Below are 18,216 nucleotides of genomic sequence, written 5' to 3' on the forward strand. Positions count from 1 at the left end.
AGGCGAACGCGCCGAGGACGGTCGCAGAGCTGCTCGATCGATTGAAGACATCATGGTCGCGCCCTCCGCCGGGCGCGTGCGTGGAGCCCGTGTTGCCGCAGGGAGAACGAGGAGAGAGGTGATGATCGTCGAAGAGACCATCGAGAAGATGACGAAGCTCAAGCTGCCGCACATGGCGGCAGCGTTTCGGGAGCTTTTGGACAAGGCCGCGGGAAGTGCGCTGTCGGTCGAGGAGTGCGTGGGGCTCATGATCGATCGAGAATGGACGGCGCGCGAGAACAGCCGCATCTCGCGCCGCATCAAGGACGCGAAGCTCGGGATGCAGGCGTGCATGGAGGAGGTATGGTGCGAGCCTTCGCGCGGGGTCGACAGGGCCGTGGTGCGCTCGCTGTCGACGTGCCATTGGGTGAGCGCGAAGCAAAACATCATCCTCATCGGCCTGACGGGGACGGGCAAGAGCTACCTCGGCGCCGCATTCGCGGAGGCCGCTTGCCGCCGCGGCTACCGAGCGCTGCGGGTGCGCGCGCCGCGGCTGCTTGACGAGCTCGCCATCGCTCGCGCGAACGGCTCGTACGCGGCGACGCTTTCGCGGCTGGCGAAGCTCGACGTGCTGGTGCTCGACGACCTCTTCATCGCGCCGTTGACGAGCATGGAGCAGCGCGACCTGCTGGAGGTGCTCGACGACCGCTACGACCGCTGCTCGACGGTGGTGACGAGCCAGGTGCCGACGAAAACTTGGCACGAAATGCAAAATGACCCCACGCTCGCCGACGCGATCTGCGACCGGCTGGTCCACAACGCGCACGTGCTCTCGCTGAAGGGCGGATCGATCAGGAAAAGGAAAGGATTGGAGGGAAAGAGCAAGGAAGAGAGGACCGAAGGAAACGAGGGCTGATCATCGATGCGTCCCTCGCTGCAATGAACCCAGGTGTCGTCGCTTCGCTCCGATGGGCGTGAAGCGGGCTTGGTCGGGTCGGTGGTCCAGGAGGTGATGGCTGCCGGCGGTGGAGTCGTCGCTCCGCTCCGATCGTGCTCCCGAGCACCATGCGCCGAGGGCACGGCCAGGGGAACGTCGCTTCGCTCCGAGGGTGCCCACGTGCGCCGGAACGGGTGCCCAGGTGCCAGCGGAACGGGTGCCCATGTGGAGCGGAATGCGCATCATGCCACCGGCACCGACCGTGCCGCCCGTGCCGCCCGTGCCGCCCGTGCCGCCCGTGCCGCCCGTGCCCGCATCAATGACCACGTTGCCGCCGCACGCCGCCGCCGCGACGGCGAAGGTCGCGCCCGCGGTGAGCCCCGCGGCGCGCAGAATTCGCGTGAAAAGCGCAAGCGAAAGAGGGGAAGGGTTCTTCGCGTGGGTCATGGTGTGCCAGCCTCGATGCATGAAAAGTCGTGGTGGCGCAGAGGCCACGTCGGATACAGACGCAACGAATGCATCCAGGCGTCGAAGGATGGCAAGATTCGGACCGAAAGCGAGGATTCAGGCGCGTGCGCGTTTGCGAGGCGCAGCCGTAGGCTTCTTCGCGCCGAGGCCCGCCCAGCCGAAACGGTCGAGCGAGACATTTCCGCGCGCATCGAAGGTGACGCCCTCGGATTCGAGGAGCGCGCGCTGGAGGGCGCCGCTGATGGGATCTTTGATGGTGACGGCGGCGCGATTGCGAGGGCGGCTGCCGAGGACACGCTGCCAGGGGACGCGGCTGTTCCCGTCGGGGTCCTTCAGCGCAGCGAGCGCGAATCCAACGTGGCGCGCCGAGCGCGGGTGTCCGCCGAGGGCGGCGACCACGCCATAGGTGGTAACACGGCCGCGTGGGATGCGACGGACGACGCGGTAGAAGTCTTCCCACCAGGAGACGGGCTCCACGGCGTCGGCAGGCTCGGCGCGCGAGATGCGGGCCCGCGCTTTCACGGGCCGTCTTGCAGGCGGTTTCGTAGCCTTTTTTGCCGGCTTCTTTTTCGATTTCAAAGGCGCCCGTGTGCTCACGGGATTTCCTCGATTTCTTCCCCGCGCAGGGAGCGGAGGCGCGGGAGCGCGGCGCCGTCGGGCAGGCGGACACGGAGCCGCTCGGCGAGGCTCTGGAACGCGAGGCACATCGAATGCGCCGCGGCGTCGCCCTCGTCGGCGCGGGTGCGCATCTCGGGGTAGATCGTATGTGCGAGTCGGTAAAACACGTTTTGTGTTTTCCAGAGGTCGACGGGGAACCCGGCGCGGTGGGCGAATTCGACGGCCATGTCGAGATCCGCGAGGAGGAGCGGATCCGTGGGCCGCTCGCGAAGGCGCTCGGCGAGCGCGGAGAGGCTCTGGCCGAGCGTGAAGGTCACGGCGGCCCGATCGACGTGGAGGTCCTGTTCCTTGGCCTGCGCGAGGAGGCGCCGCATCGAGAGGACGTCGGGCGCGACGCGCTCCGCGGCGCGCAAGAGGTCGGCGCCGAGGACGAGCTCGCCCGCGACGAGCAAGGAGCGCGGCGTGGGGCTGCGCAAAGGCGCGAGGCGGCGGAGGAGCGGCGCATATCGCTCGAAGAGGGTCCGCTGGGCCGCCTCGACCTCGGCGAGCGTGGGCGCGAGGAGGCGCTCGACGATGCGGCGCTGATCGTCCCGAAAAACCGCGTCGAGCGAGTCGATCGTGCGGTCGCACCGACGGTAGAAGAGGCGCATCGTGCCCTCCATGTCGCCCGATTCGAAGGTGCGGACGAGCTCGGCGCGGCGCTCGATGAGGTCGTCGCCCTCGGGGTCCCGCAAAACGCCGCCCGCGACGCGGTGATCGCCGAGGTGAAGGACGCTGAAGTCGTGGGACTCCGAGGCGAGCGTGAGGCGGCTCGTGACGCGGGTGCGGCCGAGGAGGAGCTTCGCGCCATTGCGTTCGTGGGTTTCGAGGCCCTCGACGTGGACGTCGTAACAATAGGTGCTCGGGGGGCCGTCCTGGACGAGGCTCGTCGCGAAATGGGCGGTGACGGCCGGGAGATCGACGCGCGCCCGGGTGACGAAGCGATCCCACACGCGGCGGCCGTCGCCCATCTCGGGCAGGTTGCTGCGGGCCTTTTCGAGGTGTTCGAGGAACGGGCCTTCGAGGCTTCGGCCGAAGAGCGCCTCGCCGAGCTCGACGACGCGGCCGGCATACTGGAGGCATTGCACGGTCTCGATGCCCGAGAGGTCATCGAAGAACCAGCCGCAGCTCGTGTACATGAGCATCGCATTGCGCTGGAGCTCGAGGAGCGAGAGGGCCTCGCTCTGCTCCTCGGCCGCGAGGGCGCGCGCCGCGTGCGCCGCGAAAAACCGCGCGAGGGTGCTCGGGGTGCGATCGAGGACAACCTCGATGTAGGCGTCCCGCGCGGCCCAGGGGTCGTGGAAGAGGCGCTCGGCCGCGCGCTCGAAGGGGCCCGCGACCTCGTCGCGGAGGACGTCGAGGGCATGGCGGAGGGGCTTGCGCCAGGACTGGTTCCATCCGTGCGGCGAGCCGGAGCGGCAGCCGCAATCGGCGCGCCATCGCTCGACGCCGTGGGCGCAGCTCCAGGAGGTGCGCTCCAGGATCTCGGCCTCATGGGTCGGGGGGTGGCGTTCGAGGAACTCGCCGTAATTGGTCAATTTGGCCAAACCGTGCGCCTCGATGTGGCCGAGGGCCCAGGCGAGGGCCATCTCGCCGTATCGATGGTGGTGGCCGTAGGTCTCGCCGTCGGTGGCGATGTGGACCATCTGCGGGAAGGTGCGCTTGCTGTCGAACGCGGAGGCGAGCCTGCCGGCGAAATGCTCGCCATTGGCGAGGAGGCGTTCGAAGGCGACGGCCTGGGAGACGGGGCCGTCGTAAAAGAAGACGGCGATCGAGCGGCCCGAGGGGAGCTCGACGCGGTAGGCCATCGAGGGGTCGATGCGGCTGCCGCGGACGTCGATCCATTCCTTGCCGCCGATGCGTCGGACGCGCGCGGCCTGGCGAGGCGCGAGGAGCGTGAACGCAATGCCCTCGGCCGCGAGGATCTCCAGGGTCTCGGTGTCGACGGCCGTCTCGGGGAGCCACATGCCCTCGGGTTTGCGGCGGAACCGCGCGACGAAATCGGCGATGCCCCAGCGGACCTGCGTGACCTTGTCGCGCAGGTTCGCGAGCGGCATGATGAGGTGGTTGTAGGCCTGGGCCATGGCCGAGCCGTGCCCGCCGAAGCGGCGCGCGCTCGCCTCGTCCGCCGCGAGGATCGCCCGGTAGGTCTCCTTCGCGTGGTGCTCCATCCACCCGAGGAGCGTGGGGCCGAAATTGAAGCTGATGCGCGAATAGTTGTTGACGATGCGCGTGATGCGGTCCTCCCCGTCGAGGACCCGCGCGGCGGCGTTTGGCGCGTAACACTCGGCGGTGATACGCGCGTTCCAGTCGTGCCAGGGCGCGGCCGAGTCCTGCTGCTCGATGGCCTCGAGCCAGGGGTTTTCCCGCGGGGGCTGATAAAAATGGCCGTGGACGCAGACGTACCGTTCGGGAGACTTCATCGAGCCCTCACGTAAAGCGCAACCTCGGACGGGCCGAGGGGGACGCGGACGACGCCCGTCGACGTGATTTCCTCGGGGGCGTGGGTCTCGCCCTTTCCGCCGAAGCGGGCCTCGGACGAGGCGAGCGAGCGGCGGAACGTGCCCGCGGGCACGGGCAAGGTGACGGTGACGGGGTGGTCGCCGAAATGGTACATCACGAAGACCTCGGAATCACGGTTCCAGCGCCGCACGTAGAGGAGGCGCTCGTCCTCGAAGGCGACGGCCTGCCGCCCGCCCTCCGCAGCGAAGGCGCCGATGTCGCGCCGCGCCCGGAGGAGCTCTTTGTACCACGCGAGGAGCTTTGCGTGATCCCCGGTGGTGCGGAGCTTGAAATCGAGCTTGGCGCGGCGGAACGTGGCCTCGTCTTGCGGATCGAACGGCTCTTCCGCATAGCCGAGCCGGGCCATCTCCTTCGCGCGGCCCTTCCTGACATTCTCGACGAGCGTGGGGTCGCCGTGGCTCGTGAAATAGGGGAAGGGCGCGGTTTCGCCGTATTCCTCGCCCATGAAGAGCAGGGGCAGGAAGGGCGAGAGCAGGACGACAGCGGCCGCGAGCTTCTGCTTTTCGAAGGAGACCCGCGCGGAGATGCGCTCGCCGCGCGGGCGATTTCCCGCCTGGTCGTGATTCTGGACAAAGGTGACGAGGCGCCGCGGGTCGATGCTCGCGGCCGGGCGGCCGCGGCGGCGCTGTCGATATCTGGAGTATTCCCCGGTGAAGGCAAAATTCTCGCGGAAGGTCTTGGCGAGCTGCTCGACGAGGCCGAAGTCCTGGAGGTAGCCGACGCGCTCGCTGGAGAGGAGCGCGAAGAGGGCATGATGGACGTCGTCGTTCCAGACGCCGTCGAGGCCGTGGCCGCCCTGGAACGTGGGCGTGACGAGGCGCGGGTCGTTGTCGTCGCTCTCGGCGATGAGGTGGACCAGGCGGCCGAGCTCGGAGGCGCGGTGGTGAACGGCCTCGCCGAGCTCTTCGAGGAACGAGAGCGGGGCGTTGTCGACGATCGCATTGACGGCGTCGAGGCGGAGCGCGTCGATGCCCATCTGCGTGACGAAATGGAGCGCGCTCTCGATGAAGAACCTGCGGACCTCGTCCGAATGCGCGCCGTCGAAATTGAGGGCGTCGCCCCAGCGCGTGTGGGAATAGGAGGCGAAATACGGGCCAAAATCGGCGAGGTAGGTGCCCTCGGGGCCGAGGTGGTTGTAGACGACGTCGAGGACGACGGCGATGCCCTCCGAATGGCAAGCGTCGACGAAGCGGCGCAGGCCCTCGGGGCCGCCGTAGGAGGCCTGGACGGCGAAGGGATACGCGCCGTCGTAGCCCCAGTTGCGCGCGCCGGGGAACGCAGCGACGGGCATGAGCTCGACGGCCGTGATGCTGAGCTCGCGGAGGTACGAGAGGCGCGAAATGGCGGCGTCGAACGTGCCCTCGGGGGTGAAGGTGCCGACGTGGAGCTCGTAGATGACGTATTCGTCGAGCGGGCGGCCGGTCCAGCCAGGGGTATGGTCGGAGAAACTCTTCACGACCTCGCTCGGGCCGTGGACGCCCTCGGGCTGGAGGCGCGAGGCCGGATCGGGGCGGAGCTTGCCGCCGCCGAGGTCGTAATGGTACCGCGCGCCGGGGGCGATACCGTCCACGAGGGCTTGGTGATAGCCGTTCGCCTCGGGTTCGAGCGGGATGCGGCGCTCGACGTTGCCCTGGAGGACGAGCTCGACCTTGTCGACGTTCGGGGCCCAGACGCGGAAGCGGGCGCGGTCCTCGCCGAGGTGGACGGCGCCGAGCGGGCGCTCGGAGACGGCGAGTCCCTCGTGCACGAAAAAGACGGCGCCGAGGGGCGGGAGGGTGATCTCGACGGAGTTTTTCCGGCTATGCCATTCGATGTTCTCCGCGACGACGTCGCCGCCGCCGCCCATGCCGCTGCCGCCGAACTCCAGGGCGTCGCTGGAGACGAGCTCTTTCCAGCGACCGCCGCGGGGCAGGCCGACCCGATATCGCTGGCGCGGCATGGGCGTGAAGTTCAGGGCGACGAGGACGAGGGCGTCGGTGGAGCGGGCGCGGCGGTAGAAGACGACGACGCTGTGGTCGGCGTCGTTGCAATCGATCCACTGAAACCCATCGGGGCTCGTGTCGAGCTCGTGCAGGGCGGGATAGTCCCGGTAGAGGCGGTTCATCGCCTGGACGAAGCGCTTCATGCCGGCGTGGTAGGGCCCTTCGTCGAGCAGGTGCCAGTCGAGGCTCGATTCGTGGTTCCACTCGCGCTTCTGGGCGATCTCGCCGCCCATGAAGAGCAACTTTTTCCCCGGCTGGGCCCACATGTACGCGAAGAGCAGGCGGAGATTGGCGAATTTTTGCCATTCGTCGCCGGGCATCTTGCCGACGAGCGAGCCCTTGCCGTGGACGACCTCGTCGTGCGAGAGCGGCAAGACGAAGCTCTCGCTGAACGCGTACATCATGCGGAACGTGAGCTGGTTGTGGACGAACTTGCGATAGACCGGGTCGCTCGACATGTACTTGAGCGTGTCGTTCATCCAGCCCATGTCCCATTTGTAGCCAAACCCGAGGCCGCCGACGTACGCAGGGCGGGAGACCATGGGCCAGGAGGTGGACTCCTCGGCGATGGTCTGGACCTCCGGGAAGGCGCGGGAGATCGATTCATTGAGGCGGCGGAGGAAATCGATCGCCTCGAGGTTCTCACGGCCGCCGTAGCGGTTCGGGATCCACTCGCCGTGCTTGCGGGAGTAATCGAGGTAGAGCATCGAGGCGACGGCGTCGACGCGCAGGCTGTCGGCGCGATACCGATCGATCCAGAAATGCGCGTTCGAGAGGAGGAAGCTCATCACCTCGTTGCGGCCGTAATTGAAGATGAGGCTCTTCCAGTCGGGGTGGTAGCCCTTGCGCGGGTCGGCGTGCTCGAAGAGGTACGTGCCGTCGAAATACCCGAGGCCGTGCTCGTCGGAGGGGAAATGCGAGGGGACCCAGTCGAGGATGACGCCGATGCCAGCGTCGTGGAAGGCATTCACGAGGTGGAGGAAATCGTCGGGGCCGCCGAAACGCGAGGTCGGCGCGTAATACCCGGTGATCTGGTAGCCCCACGAGCCGCCGAACGGGTGCTCCATGACGGGCAAGAGCTCGACGTGGGTGAAGCCCATGCGCGCCACATACTCGGGGAGCTCGTCCGCGAGCTCGCGGTAGGTGAGCGGGCGATTTCCATCCTCGACGACGCGGCGGAAGGAGCCCAGGTGAACCTCGTAGATCGAAACGGGTTTGTCGTGGCGCGTGCGCTTCTGGCGAGGCTTCTGCGGCGCCTTGTCGAGCGACGCGAGGTCCCACACGACGGACGCGGTCTGCGGCGGGATCTCGTGCCGGAAGCCAAACGGATCGGCCTTCTCGACGACGTACCCATGGAAGCGGGAGGCGATGAAATACTTGTAGACGGTGCCATTCCCGACGCCCGGGACGAACCCCTCCCAGATGCCGGAGCCGCCGCGACGCGCGAGGGGGTGGGCCTCGCGGTCCCAGCCATTGAAATCTCCAACGACGGAGACACGCTCGGCGTCCGGGGCCCATACGCCGAAGCAAGTGCCCTGGACGCCGTCCACGGTCATCGGGTGCGCGCCGAGCTTCTCGTAGAGGTGCGTGTGCGTGCCCTCGGCGAAGAGGTAAATGTCCTCCTCGGTGAGGCGAGTAACGTCATGACGAACCGCGGTCCCGAGCTCCATGAGGAAATCGGTTAGTCGAAACCGCGGGAGGGGGGAAGAGGGGAATCGCCCTATTTCGCGATGACGCGGCCGGTCGCGAACTTGAAGAACGACGAGTACGTCGCGGCGTTGAGGCACGTATTGACGTCGACGGTCTGGTTGTTCATGTCGCGGCAGCCGCTGACCGCCTTCGTCATGCCGTTTACCGTGAGCGTGTAGGGTCCGCCCGCGCCGGCGACCGGCACGCTCAGATCAGCCTGATCGGGCTGCGTGGGCGTGATAACCATGACGATGCCGAAGACGGTGCATCCACCGACGATGACGTCGAGCAAGGAGTTCTGCGCGGTATATCCCTGGCCGCACGCGATGGAGCCGCCAGCGATGAGGTCGGCAGGGACCGGGATCTGGTCGAGCGAAGCCGCGCTGACGTTGCCGCAGAGCTTGCCAGCGCCGTTGTCGTTCGGTTGCCCATTGCTCGCATAACTCTGGAGCGCCGGGTCGAGGTTCTCCGCGGCGAGGTGGCCCGGCGTATTGCCGGTCGACGCGAGGGGCGTGCTCACGGCGCCGACGGACATCGTGAGCCGCGCGTTGCTCATCCGGAGCGCCCCAGGCGCGCCCGCGAAATTGACACCGATCGAGAGCTTGCCCGGGCCCGCCGTGAGCGTCTTGGCGCTGATGAAGCCCGTGAGCTTGTCGAGCGGGTTGCGGTTCGCGTCGACGGAGAGCGGGTCAACCGTGTACCACCAATCGAGATCGGCCGTGCCATTGTACATGGCGCCCATCGGAATGACAGGTTTGCCCTGGAGGACGCCGAGCTCGATCGACGGGTCGGAGGTGCCGCTGAGGTCGTTCAGACCGAGCGTCTTGAACATGATGCTGATCGAGCCGTTGAGGACGCCGTCGTCGAGCGAGGTCTGGAGCTGGCCCTGCGCGGCGCTGGAGATGGCGCTGCCGAGGCGGTTCGCCGTGCAGAAAACGGCGTCGGTGCCGAACTGCATCTTGAGCCAGGTCGCGCGCTGGATCTGCTCGAACTGGCACGCGGAATCGCAGCCGTCGAGGTTCTTCGTGTTGCTGTCGTCGCATTGCTCGCCGGTCTCGCGGACGCCATTGCCGCAGACCGACGCCGCAGGGGGGAGCGTGCAATTGGCTTGGCAGCCGTCGCCGTCCACGACGTTGCCGTCGTCGCACTCTTCCCCGGCATCCACGACGCCGTCGCCGCAGACGATGGAGGTGCAGGCACCATTCACGCAAACGGAATCCATCGCGCAGACCTGGCCGTCGCCGAGGGGATTGCCGCAGGTATGCGTGGCGTCGTCGCAGACGGAGCCGACGCACGGATCGATGCCCGAGCAGTCGCGCGTCGGGTCGCCGGTGACGCAGCTAAATTTGCACGAATCACAGCCGTCGCCGTTCTCGATGTTGCCGTCGTCGCACTCCTCGCTCGGGCTGGCGAAGCCGTCGCCGCAGGTGTCGTCGACGCAGACGCCCGCATTGCAGACCTTGCCCGCGCCGCAGTCGGAGCCGTCGGGCGCGTTCGTCCCCGGCTCGCAGGCGTGTTTATCGCCGCAGGTCTCGGCGCCGTTGCAAGGATCGCCGTCGTCGCATTTCGCGTCGCCGGTGGCAGGGCTCGCGTTGTTGCAACTGAAGGAGCAGTCGTTTTCACAACCATCGCCGACGACGGTATTGCCATCGTCACACGCCTCGGTGCCCTCGACGACGCCGTTGCCGCACGCGGGCTCGCCGCCGCCGGCTCCGCCCATGCCGCCCGACCCGCCCGACCCGCCCGTGCCCATCGGCGTGTTCGAGCCTTCGTCCCCACCACAGCCTGCAACAAGTCCCATCAAAGCGAGCCCCGCGAGCGTCATCACCGCCGCGAGCCCCCGCGAATTCGATTGCATCCGCACGTCACACCTCCAAGCGTTTCATCCCGCGCCAAGCAAGCCGGTTGGGACATCCTAGCCGCATCCGTCCACGAATGGTTGGATTCTCGTGGCATCTCCCGTAGGCTCGTTCGTTTTTCGGTTGTGGCAGGAGCTTTGTGGTCCCTCCGTCCCGCGACAGCACGTGGGAAGCACGGAGACCACCTCACACGAAGGCGCCGCTTGACCAGGCCGCCCGGAAACGGTCATATCGGAGCGCGGGCATGGAGGATCGGGAGCTCTGGGAGCGGCGCGTCGGGACCACGCTGCGCGACACGTGGCGGCTCGAGAGCCTCATCGGCGTCGGCGGGATGGCCGCCGTGTACGTCGGCGTGCAGCAGATCGGCCGGCGCGACGCGGTGAAGATCCTCCACCCGGAGGTGGCGCGGCAGAAGGATCTGCGGGCGCGCTTCGAGCAGGAAGCGCGTGTCCTGTCGAGCTTCCGTCACCCAGGCGCGGTCGAGGTCCTGTTCATGGGCACGACCCACGACGGGCTGCCGTTCATCGTGATGGAGCTGCTCGAAGGCGAGTCGCTCGCCGCGCGCTTCAAGCGGCTCGGCACGATTCCCGTCGAGGAGATCCTCACGTACGTCGACGAAGTGCTCTCGGTGCTCGGCGCCGCGCACGCCCAGAACATCGTCCACCGCGACATCAAGCTCGACAACGTGTTCGTCCTGAACACCGGGCACGTGAAGGTGCTCGACTTCGGCATCGCGCGGCTCCGGAACTCGCAACACGCGGTGCAGACGAAGATCGGCTCGATGCTCGGGACGTTGCCGTACATGCCGCCCGAGCAGATCCGCGGCGTGGAGATCGACGGGCGCGCCGACATCTTCGCGCTCGGCTCGACGATGTTCCGGCTGCTCGCAAAGCGGCGCATCCACGAGGGGACCACCGAGGCCGAGATCCTCGTGAAGATGTCGACCGAGCCCGCGCCGCCGCTCGCGACGCTGGTGAAGGACGTGTCCCCGTCGGTGTGCATGGTCGTCGATCGCGCGCTCGCGTTCCGCACCGATCGGCGTTACCCGGACGCCGCGACGATGCAGCGCGACGTGCGCGCGCTGCTGCGCGGAGAGCCGCCGCCGTACGCGCTGGAGAAGCTCGCCGCCGGGGAACTGCCGACCGCGCTGATCACGACGCCCGCGGCCGCGCCGGCAAACATCGATCTCACCGAAGCGCCGACGGTGCCGCCGCCCCCGATGGGCGCAGGGGAGTCGGCGACGGCAGCGGGCATCGGCATCGTGATGCCAGGCGTGATCTCCGCGCCGACGGTCGTGGCCGCGGTGACGACGGTCTCGCCGCCGAGCAGCCCGACCGGGACAGGGCCACGATCCACGACGACGGCGCAGGCAAACGCGTCGATCATGTACGGGCCGACAGTGATGGCGAGCGTGGCGAGCCTGGGTTTGTCGGAGCCGACGCCGGCACCGGCGGCGCAAGCGCCCGAAGCGACGAACCCGTCTCGTGCGTCGCTTCCTTCGGCGCCTGCGCAAGCCTCGCTGCGCGCGTCGGAGCCGACGCCCGCGCCCGTGTCGGCCGCGCACACGCCGCCGCCGATGGCGAAGAGCCTGATCACGACAGCCGCCACAGGGCCCTCGGAGCCGCGGAAGATCCCGCTCATCCCGGCGTTGATCGCAGCGCTCGTGTTCCTGATCCTCCTGTTCGTCAGCATCGCGGTGTTCCGCGGGCACGACGAGCCATCGACCGATTCCGGGGCCGGCGCGAGCACGGCGAAGGCGAACGCCGGGTCGGGCGCGCCGACGACGGGCACCGAGTCGTCGAAAAAGAGCAAAAAGCGAGACTGGGACAAGGTCGACTGGAACAAAAAGTAGCTCGCCCGTGCATTGCAAAGTCGCAATCCATCCGTTGCAGAAATGGGCGTGTACACGTGGGCGTACGTCCCACCGAGCGGCTGGCGGAGAGGCCGGGATCCGGAAGAACGCTGCATCGAAGGTTCGAGACGGATCGGGCGCTGATCTTGCATACTTGACCTATTCACGCCTCGCGCGACCGTAACGCGCGAGGCAGGGGGCCGTGGTGCTGGGCGTCATTCTCCTCGGGTTCCAAAACTACGTACGCGAACGGCTCGGCGAGGAGCTCTGGCGGACGATCCGGAACGAAGCCGGCGTCGCCGAACGGGTGTACCTGCCCTCCCAGTCGTACCCGGGCGAAGAGCTGTCCGCGCTCGCGACGAGCATGTCGCGCATGACGGGCATGTCGCCCGCCCTCGTGCTGGAGAGCTTCGGCGACACGCTCGCGTCCGATCTCCTGAAGGTCTACGGCAACCTCATCGATCCGCGCTGGCGGGTGCTCGACGTGATCGTGCACAGCGAGGAGCTCATCGAGCGGATGGCGCAACGAAGCGGCGACGTCACGCCCCAATCGCCGGTGACCGCGCGCTGGGGGCGCGACGGTGAAGTGGTGCTGGTGTACCAGTCGCACCTGAAGGGCTGCGCGCTGATCAAGGGCATCGTGCGAGGGCTCGGCGCGAACCTGGAGCAGCCGGTAATCCTCGACGAAGGTCGGTGCATGCTCGCAGGCGCGACCGCATGCGAGATGGCCGTTCGGCTCGAACGAACGACGCAGCTCACGGAGCGCGCGCAAGGTCTCGCGCGAAGGCTGACGCCGCCAGCGATGAGTCGATCGGCGCTCAAGGCCGCGCTGTTCGGCGATCGTTCGGACATGCCGTCGGTGCCGCCGCCGCCCGCGTCCTCGTCGAAGCAAGAAGTCCTGTCGGCGTGGAGGACCGAGACGAAGACGAGCCCGCCGGCGAGCAGCGTGGCGCCCGCTCGGATCTCGTCGCTGCCCGCCGCGCCGAACCTCCCAAGCACGCCGAGCACGCCGCCGCCGAGCGAAGGCGGCGACACGTCGGAGCCCTGGCGTCGGCGCTGATCGAGAGCGTTACGCGTTCGTCCAGACGGTGCCCACGCGGCGCCGCTCCGCATACGAGGGCGCGCCGAGCGCGAAGCGGAGGAGGTCGCCCGTGATCGGATGCAGCACGACGATGCGAGGATCCTCGGCCGCGCGCGCGACGTCCCGATCGATGCGGCAGAGGTGATCGATCGCGGCGACGAGGTCGCCGGAGAGCAGATACCCGAGGCGATTTTCGCTGCGACGAACCCCGGCGGCGAGGTGGCGGATGTCGTAGCCGGGCGCAGCCGAGGGGAGGAGCTCTTCGAGGAGCTTGCGTTGCCTGCGGCCGATGGCGCGCTGCACGTGGACGCTGAAGGCCTGGGCCGCCTGCTCGCGCACGGGGCCGAGGTCACGCGCGCCGAAGGCGGGATCGACGGTGCGCATGGCGGCGATGAGGAGGGCGTCGCACGACTCGAGGGCGAGCTCGTCGAGCCAGGTGGGGCCGAGCGCGATCCGCACGAAGAGGCGGCCGAGCGCGAAGGCTTGCTCGGGCTCGGGCAGCTCGGCGAACGCGACGGGACCGACGATGGCCGGCGGATCCCCGGGATACACGCGCGGCATGCCCTGCCAGGTCTGCGAGAGGTAGAGCTCGAAGCCTTCGACGCCGAGGCTCTTGGCGATGCGATCGGCGAGGCGGTACGTGAAGCTGTTGTCCCGCGAGCCGATGCGATCACGCGAGGAGATGCCGAGGCTCGACAGCTCGAAGCGCAGGGCCTTGTGCGCGATGGGCGCGATGGCCGCGGCGGCGAGGAGCATGGGGCTCTGCGCCTCGGGGACGAGGAGGCGGTGGAGCTCGGGGCCCGCGAAGGCGCCGGGGGGCAGCGCGTCGGGCGGCATGCGGCGCGCGCGGAGGCGCGTGATGCGATCGGGTTTGACGTCGCCGAGGCAAGCACGCGCCTCCTCGACGGTGAGGCGCTCCTCGGCACGGCCATCCTTGGCGAGCGCAGATTCGAGCGCGGCGAGCGCGGCGGAGAGCTCGCCGGTCTTCGCGAGGGCGTCGATGTCGGTCGCGAGGACGTCGCGGAGGACCTGGACGGCATCGGCGTTGCGGTTGGCGGCGTCGAGGCCACGGCCAAGCGCGGCGCGGGCCTCGGGCCCAGCGCTGGGGAGCGCGACGGCCTGCTGGAGGTGCGCGACGCCGTCGCGCGGGCGCACGAGGACGGTGACTTCGAGCAAGCCGATCGTCGTGAGCCAGCGCGGCTCGATGAGCAGGCGGCGCGCAGAGGCGATCTCGAGGACCTGGCCGATCGCCGTGACGTACTGGGCCGCGCCGTCGGGCGTCTCGACGCGGTAAAGGCGCGCGAGGGCGCCCCAGGGGCGCATGTCGGTCGGGCCGTGCGCGATGGCGTCGCAGAGCGCACGGACGATGCCGGCACGATCGCCGGCCTCGCGCTGCGCTTCGGCGAGGCGGAGGCAAACGTCGACGCGGGTGCGTGCGTCGGGCGAGGCGTCCGCGAGGCGCGTGAGCGCATGCACGGCGAGCGCGTGATCCCCGCGCTTGGCAGCGATCTGGTAAAGGCGGTCGAGCGCGAAGGCGTGCGAGGGCTCCATCATGAGCACGGCCTGGACGCACTGCTCGGCGCGCGGAAGGTCGGCGAGCGGGCCTTCGTAGAGGGTCGCGAGCTCGAAGTACGCGGCGGTGCGCGCCTCGGGGACGGCCGCGATCGAGACGATGCGCAGCCAGGCGTCGCGGGCCTCGGCCGGGAGGCGCTGCGCGGTGTAGAGGCGCGCGGTGAGCATGAGCGCGGGGACGTCGTCCGGCGTCTCGGCGAGGACACGGCGCATGGCCGCGACGCCGATGCTCGCATCGGGCGAAGCGCCGCCGGCCTCGTGATGGCGAAGGACGGCGCGGCCGATCTCGGTGCCGAGCAGGACGATCTGCGCGGACGACGTGGCGCGTTCGAGCGCAGCGCCGAGGCGATCGGCGAGGCGCGCAGGATCGGGCGCGAGTCCACGGGCGAGCGCGCGCGCGGCAGCCTCGCAATCGGGATCTTCGCGGAGCGCGTTCTCGTAAAGCTCGAGGGCCTCGCCCATGAGGCCGGGCTCCTCGGCGGTGAGCTGTGCGGCGCGGACGAGGTGTCCGGCGCGGCGAGGGGCGCCCTCGACGATCCGTGCGAGCGCGCGGTTCGCCGTGATGAGCGCCGAGCGATCCCCGAGCTCGCCGGCGAGCCGATCGAGGCCACGCGCGGCGAGCAAGCTGTCGGGGAAGAGCGCGAGGGTGTCGCGGTAGCCGGCGAGCGAGGCGCGGGCGAGCGAGGCGTCGCCGCCGCGGGCCTTGGCCTCGACGAGGATCGCCTCTTCGAGCTGGAAGAAGCCGCGCGCAAAAGGATCACGCGCGAGCGATTTGCGCGCGGTGATCGACGCGAGGAGGAGCGCGCCCGCGGGGCCCGTGGAGGTCGGCGAGATGGCGCCTTCGACGAGGCGACCGGCGATGCGGATGATCGCGTCATGGACGCTGCTGTCGGCCGGGCGCTCGGCGACGACGCGACCGAGCGCGTCGAGGACCACCTCGCTCGGGATGCGCTCCTCCAGCGTGACGAGGTGCGCGAGCGCGCCCGTACGGGCGACGACCGATCGCGTGGCGGCCGCCTGCCCGCGGAGAACATCGGCGAGGGCGACGGCCTGCGCGCTCCTGTGCAGATGCTCGAGCATGCGCAACGCCGGGACGTGATCGGGCACGACGGTGGTGAGTCCTTCGAGCAGCCCCACGGCCTCGCGGCGATCCTTGCGGCAGAGCACGTCGGCGAAGGCGATGCGAATCGCGTGGTCGACGGCCGCCGGCGGGTGACGCGCGAGCCAGCCGGCATAAAGCGCAGCGAGCTCGTCGGTCGCGCGGCGCCGCACGAGGATGCGTTCCATCGCCTCGACGACGGCCGGATCGAAGGCGCCCTCCGCGGCGGACGAGAGCGCGTCAGCGGCCGCGAGGGTCGCGAGCGCGGCTTGGTCTTCGCCAAGCAAGAGCTCCTCGACCTCGGCGGCCTGGAACAGGAAGCTCGCACGCGCGATCGGCCCGGAGGCGCCGTCGGCGAGCTTCTTCAGCGAGGTGACGAGGCGGCGATGATCGCCCGTGGCGCGGAGCAGGCGCATGATCTCGAGGCCGGGCATCGGGTGATCGGGGCGCAGCCGCGCGGCCTCCTCGTAGGCCTTCACGGCCTCCTGCGGGCGCTTGAGGCGCAGCTCGTCGAAACGCGCGACCTCGATCCACAGCCCGAACGACCCTGCGGGATCGTTGCGGATGAGCCCGAGGAGCGCTTGTTTCGCTTCCTCGTTCCGGCCCGCGCGGGTGAGCAGGCGGAAGCGCGCGCGCAGCGCGTCCGGGTCCGTCGCCTTCACGGCGAGCGCCCGATCCACGAGCTCGATCGCGCGATCCCGATCGCCCATGCGCTCGCCGACCACGTCCGCGGCGCGGAGCAGGAGCCTGCGCTTGAGCGCGGAATCCTCGGTCAACTCGGACTCGGCGACGAGCGCCTGTCCGAGCCTGCGGTAATCGCTGGCCCGCTGCGCGTTTCGTTGCATCGCGAGGATCGCGGTGCGCCGCACGGGATCGAGCGCGAGGATCTGATCGAGCACCTCCATCGCGCGTTCGGGCTGCCCGAGCTCGTCCTCCCAGATGCTCACGAGCTTTTCGAGCAGCGCGATCTTGCGAGGCGCCTCGGCCTGGGCCTGCGCGGCCTGCGTGTAGAGGTCGATGCGCGCGCGCACGGCCGCGTCGGGCTCGCGCGCGGGCTTTTCCAGAAGCGCGGTGAGCGCGTCGAAGACCGCGGCGTCGCCGGGGTTCATGGTCCACGCGGCCTTCAGGTAGGCGATGGCGTCCTCGCGCTTGCGCAGGTGCCGCTCGCAGATGTCGGCCGCGCGCATGAGCGACGCGACGCGCTGGTGCGCGGGCCGCTCGGCGTTGCCCTCCGCAGCCCATACCTCGACGCGGCGCTCGTGCCGGCCGAGGCGCTGGAGCGCGCGGTCGAGCCGCTCCCGCGTCGACTCGTCCACGGGATCGTGCAGGAGCGCCTGCTCGGCGTGAACGGCCGCGTTCTCCGCTTGCCCGAGCGCGTCGTAGATCTCCGAAAGCCGCACGTGCGCGTGCGCGTTCGCCTCCTGCCCGGTCAGCATGGCGAGCTCGCGCTTGCGCGTGATCGAAGCCTGCTCGAGCGCCCCTTCTTGCTCCTGCAGCCGGCTCAGCTCGACGAGGATCCGACGCGCAGTCGGCGTCCCCGCGGGCGCACGCGAGGTGGCGCGCCCGAGGAGCGAGATCGCCTCGTGTGGATCCCGCGATCGCTCACACTGGATTCGGGCCGCCGTGTAAAGCAGCCGCGAAGCGCGATCGTCGTCGAGCTCATGCTCGGCCTCGGCGGAGAGCGAGTCGCAGAACGCGCGTGGCTCGTCGTGGCGGACGTGGTGCCGCGAGAGCGCCGCGCGGACCGGCCCCGGCGCGGGCTCGAAGTTGACGGCGCGTTCGAGGGCCGCGGTCGCGAGCGCCGGTTGCTGGAGCATGTCGTCAAGGACCGCCGCGCGCTCGACGTGAAGCCACGCGGCGAGCCGCGCGTCCCCGTCGGGCTTGCCCGCCTCGGGGGCATACGCGTCGGCCATGCGTTCGAGGTGCTTGGCGAGCGACTCCGCGAGATCACGCCCCTTCGCGCGCTCGAGCTCACGACGCAGCACCGCCTCCAGGCCGCGCAGCGCGTGCGGATGCGCGGGCACGAGCTCGAGGGCCTTTCCGTAGGCGGCGCGCGCCTCGGGCCAGCGCCCGAGATCGGCCGTGGCGCGCGCGCGCTCGACGAGCAGATCCGCGCGCTCGGCGTCGCTCTCCGCGACCACGAGCTCGTCGTCGATGACCGAGATCCGCTCCAGCCGATCCTCGGGCTCGAACAGGTGCCGGAGCCGCGACAACGCCGGGCCGAGCGCGCGTGTGATCGAACGCGCGGCCGCGAACGAGCGCCGCGCCGCGATCCGATCGTGTTCGACGCGCTCCTCGACGAGACCCCGCTCGACGAGGGAGCGCGCTGCGGCCACGGGATCGGCGCTCTTGATGCGATCGGCGCGACGCGTGAGCTCGACGCCGAGCGTGAACGGCTCATTCGAAACAGCAGCGGCCGGCTCGGCGGGCGCGGTGGCGGGCTCGGCGGGCGCGGCGGCGGGCGCGGCAGGCGCAGCGGGTGCAGCCGCAGGCGCAGCGGCAGGCGCGGCTCCCGTCG

The 18,216-nt window shown here is 69.5% G+C and carries 9 protein-coding genes and 1 pseudogene; 3 read left to right on the forward strand and 7 right to left on the reverse strand.

The features are described 5' to 3' along the window. Positions 1 to 121 precede the first annotated feature (121 nt). Positions 122 to 895 carry an IS21-like element helper ATPase IstB gene (gene istB, locus E8A74_RS49650; protein WP_170229987.1) on the forward strand — a complete coding sequence of 258 codons (774 nt, stop codon included), beginning with the start codon at positions 122 to 124 and terminating at the stop codon, positions 893 to 895. Here istB and E8A74_RS49655 read toward each other — a convergent pair whose 3' ends face one another. From E8A74_RS49655 to E8A74_RS49675, 6 genes and pseudogenes are all read right to left on the reverse strand, one after another. Beyond that, positions 896 to 1,363 carry a hypothetical protein gene (locus E8A74_RS49655; RefSeq protein WP_136936225.1) on the reverse strand — a complete coding sequence of 156 codons (468 nt, stop codon included), beginning with the start codon at positions 1,361 to 1,363 and terminating at the stop codon, positions 896 to 898. It lies immediately after the preceding gene. 117 nt (positions 1,364 to 1,480) lie between these two features. Continuing rightward, positions 1,481 to 1,906, reverse strand: coding sequence for an MGMT family protein (locus E8A74_RS49660; RefSeq protein ID WP_232380096.1), 426 nt, complete (start codon positions 1,904 to 1,906; stop codon positions 1,481 to 1,483). A gap of 71 nt (positions 1,907 to 1,977) precedes the next feature. Next, a complete protein-coding gene (locus E8A74_RS49665) occupies positions 1,978 to 4,464 on the reverse strand; it encodes a DUF3536 domain-containing protein (protein ID WP_136936226.1) in 2,487 nt (828 codons plus the stop codon). Further along, positions 4,461 to 6,311, reverse strand: coding sequence for a malto-oligosyltrehalose trehalohydrolase (gene treZ / locus E8A74_RS56240; protein WP_232380098.1), 1,851 nt, complete (start codon positions 6,309 to 6,311; stop codon positions 4,461 to 4,463). Before treZ ends, E8A74_RS49665 begins: the two co-directional genes overlap by 4 nt. Next, positions 6,312 to 8,216: pseudogene (gene glgB, locus E8A74_RS56245) on the reverse strand (1,4-alpha-glucan branching protein GlgB); the annotation flags it as partial. Positions 8,217 to 8,266: 50 nt separating this feature from the next. After that, positions 8,267 to 10,093, reverse strand: coding sequence for a DUF4215 domain-containing protein (locus E8A74_RS49675; protein ID WP_136936228.1), 1,827 nt, complete (start codon positions 10,091 to 10,093; stop codon positions 8,267 to 8,269). A 245-nt stretch (positions 10,094 to 10,338) separates the two neighbouring features. Here E8A74_RS49675 and E8A74_RS49680 point away from each other — a divergent pair, with 245 nt between their 5' ends. Next, positions 10,339 to 11,946, forward strand: coding sequence for a serine/threonine protein kinase (locus E8A74_RS49680; RefSeq protein ID WP_136936229.1), 1,608 nt, complete (start codon positions 10,339 to 10,341; stop codon positions 11,944 to 11,946). Positions 11,947 to 12,148: 202 nt separating this feature from the next. Beyond that, entirely contained in the window at positions 12,149 to 13,006 is an 858-nt protein-coding gene (locus E8A74_RS49685; protein WP_136936230.1) for a heme NO-binding domain-containing protein, read from the forward strand. A 9-nt stretch (positions 13,007 to 13,015) separates the two neighbouring features. On the opposite strand, the gene E8A74_RS49690 is transcribed toward E8A74_RS49685, so the two are convergent. Beyond that, positions 13,016 to 18,216: tetratricopeptide repeat protein (locus E8A74_RS49690; RefSeq protein WP_232380097.1), on the reverse strand; the 5,201-nt coding region annotated here is incomplete at its 5' end.

It is taken from the genome of Polyangium fumosum, assembly GCF_005144585.1.
Lineage (GTDB): Bacteria > Myxococcota_A > Polyangia > Polyangiales > Polyangiaceae > Polyangium > Polyangium fumosum.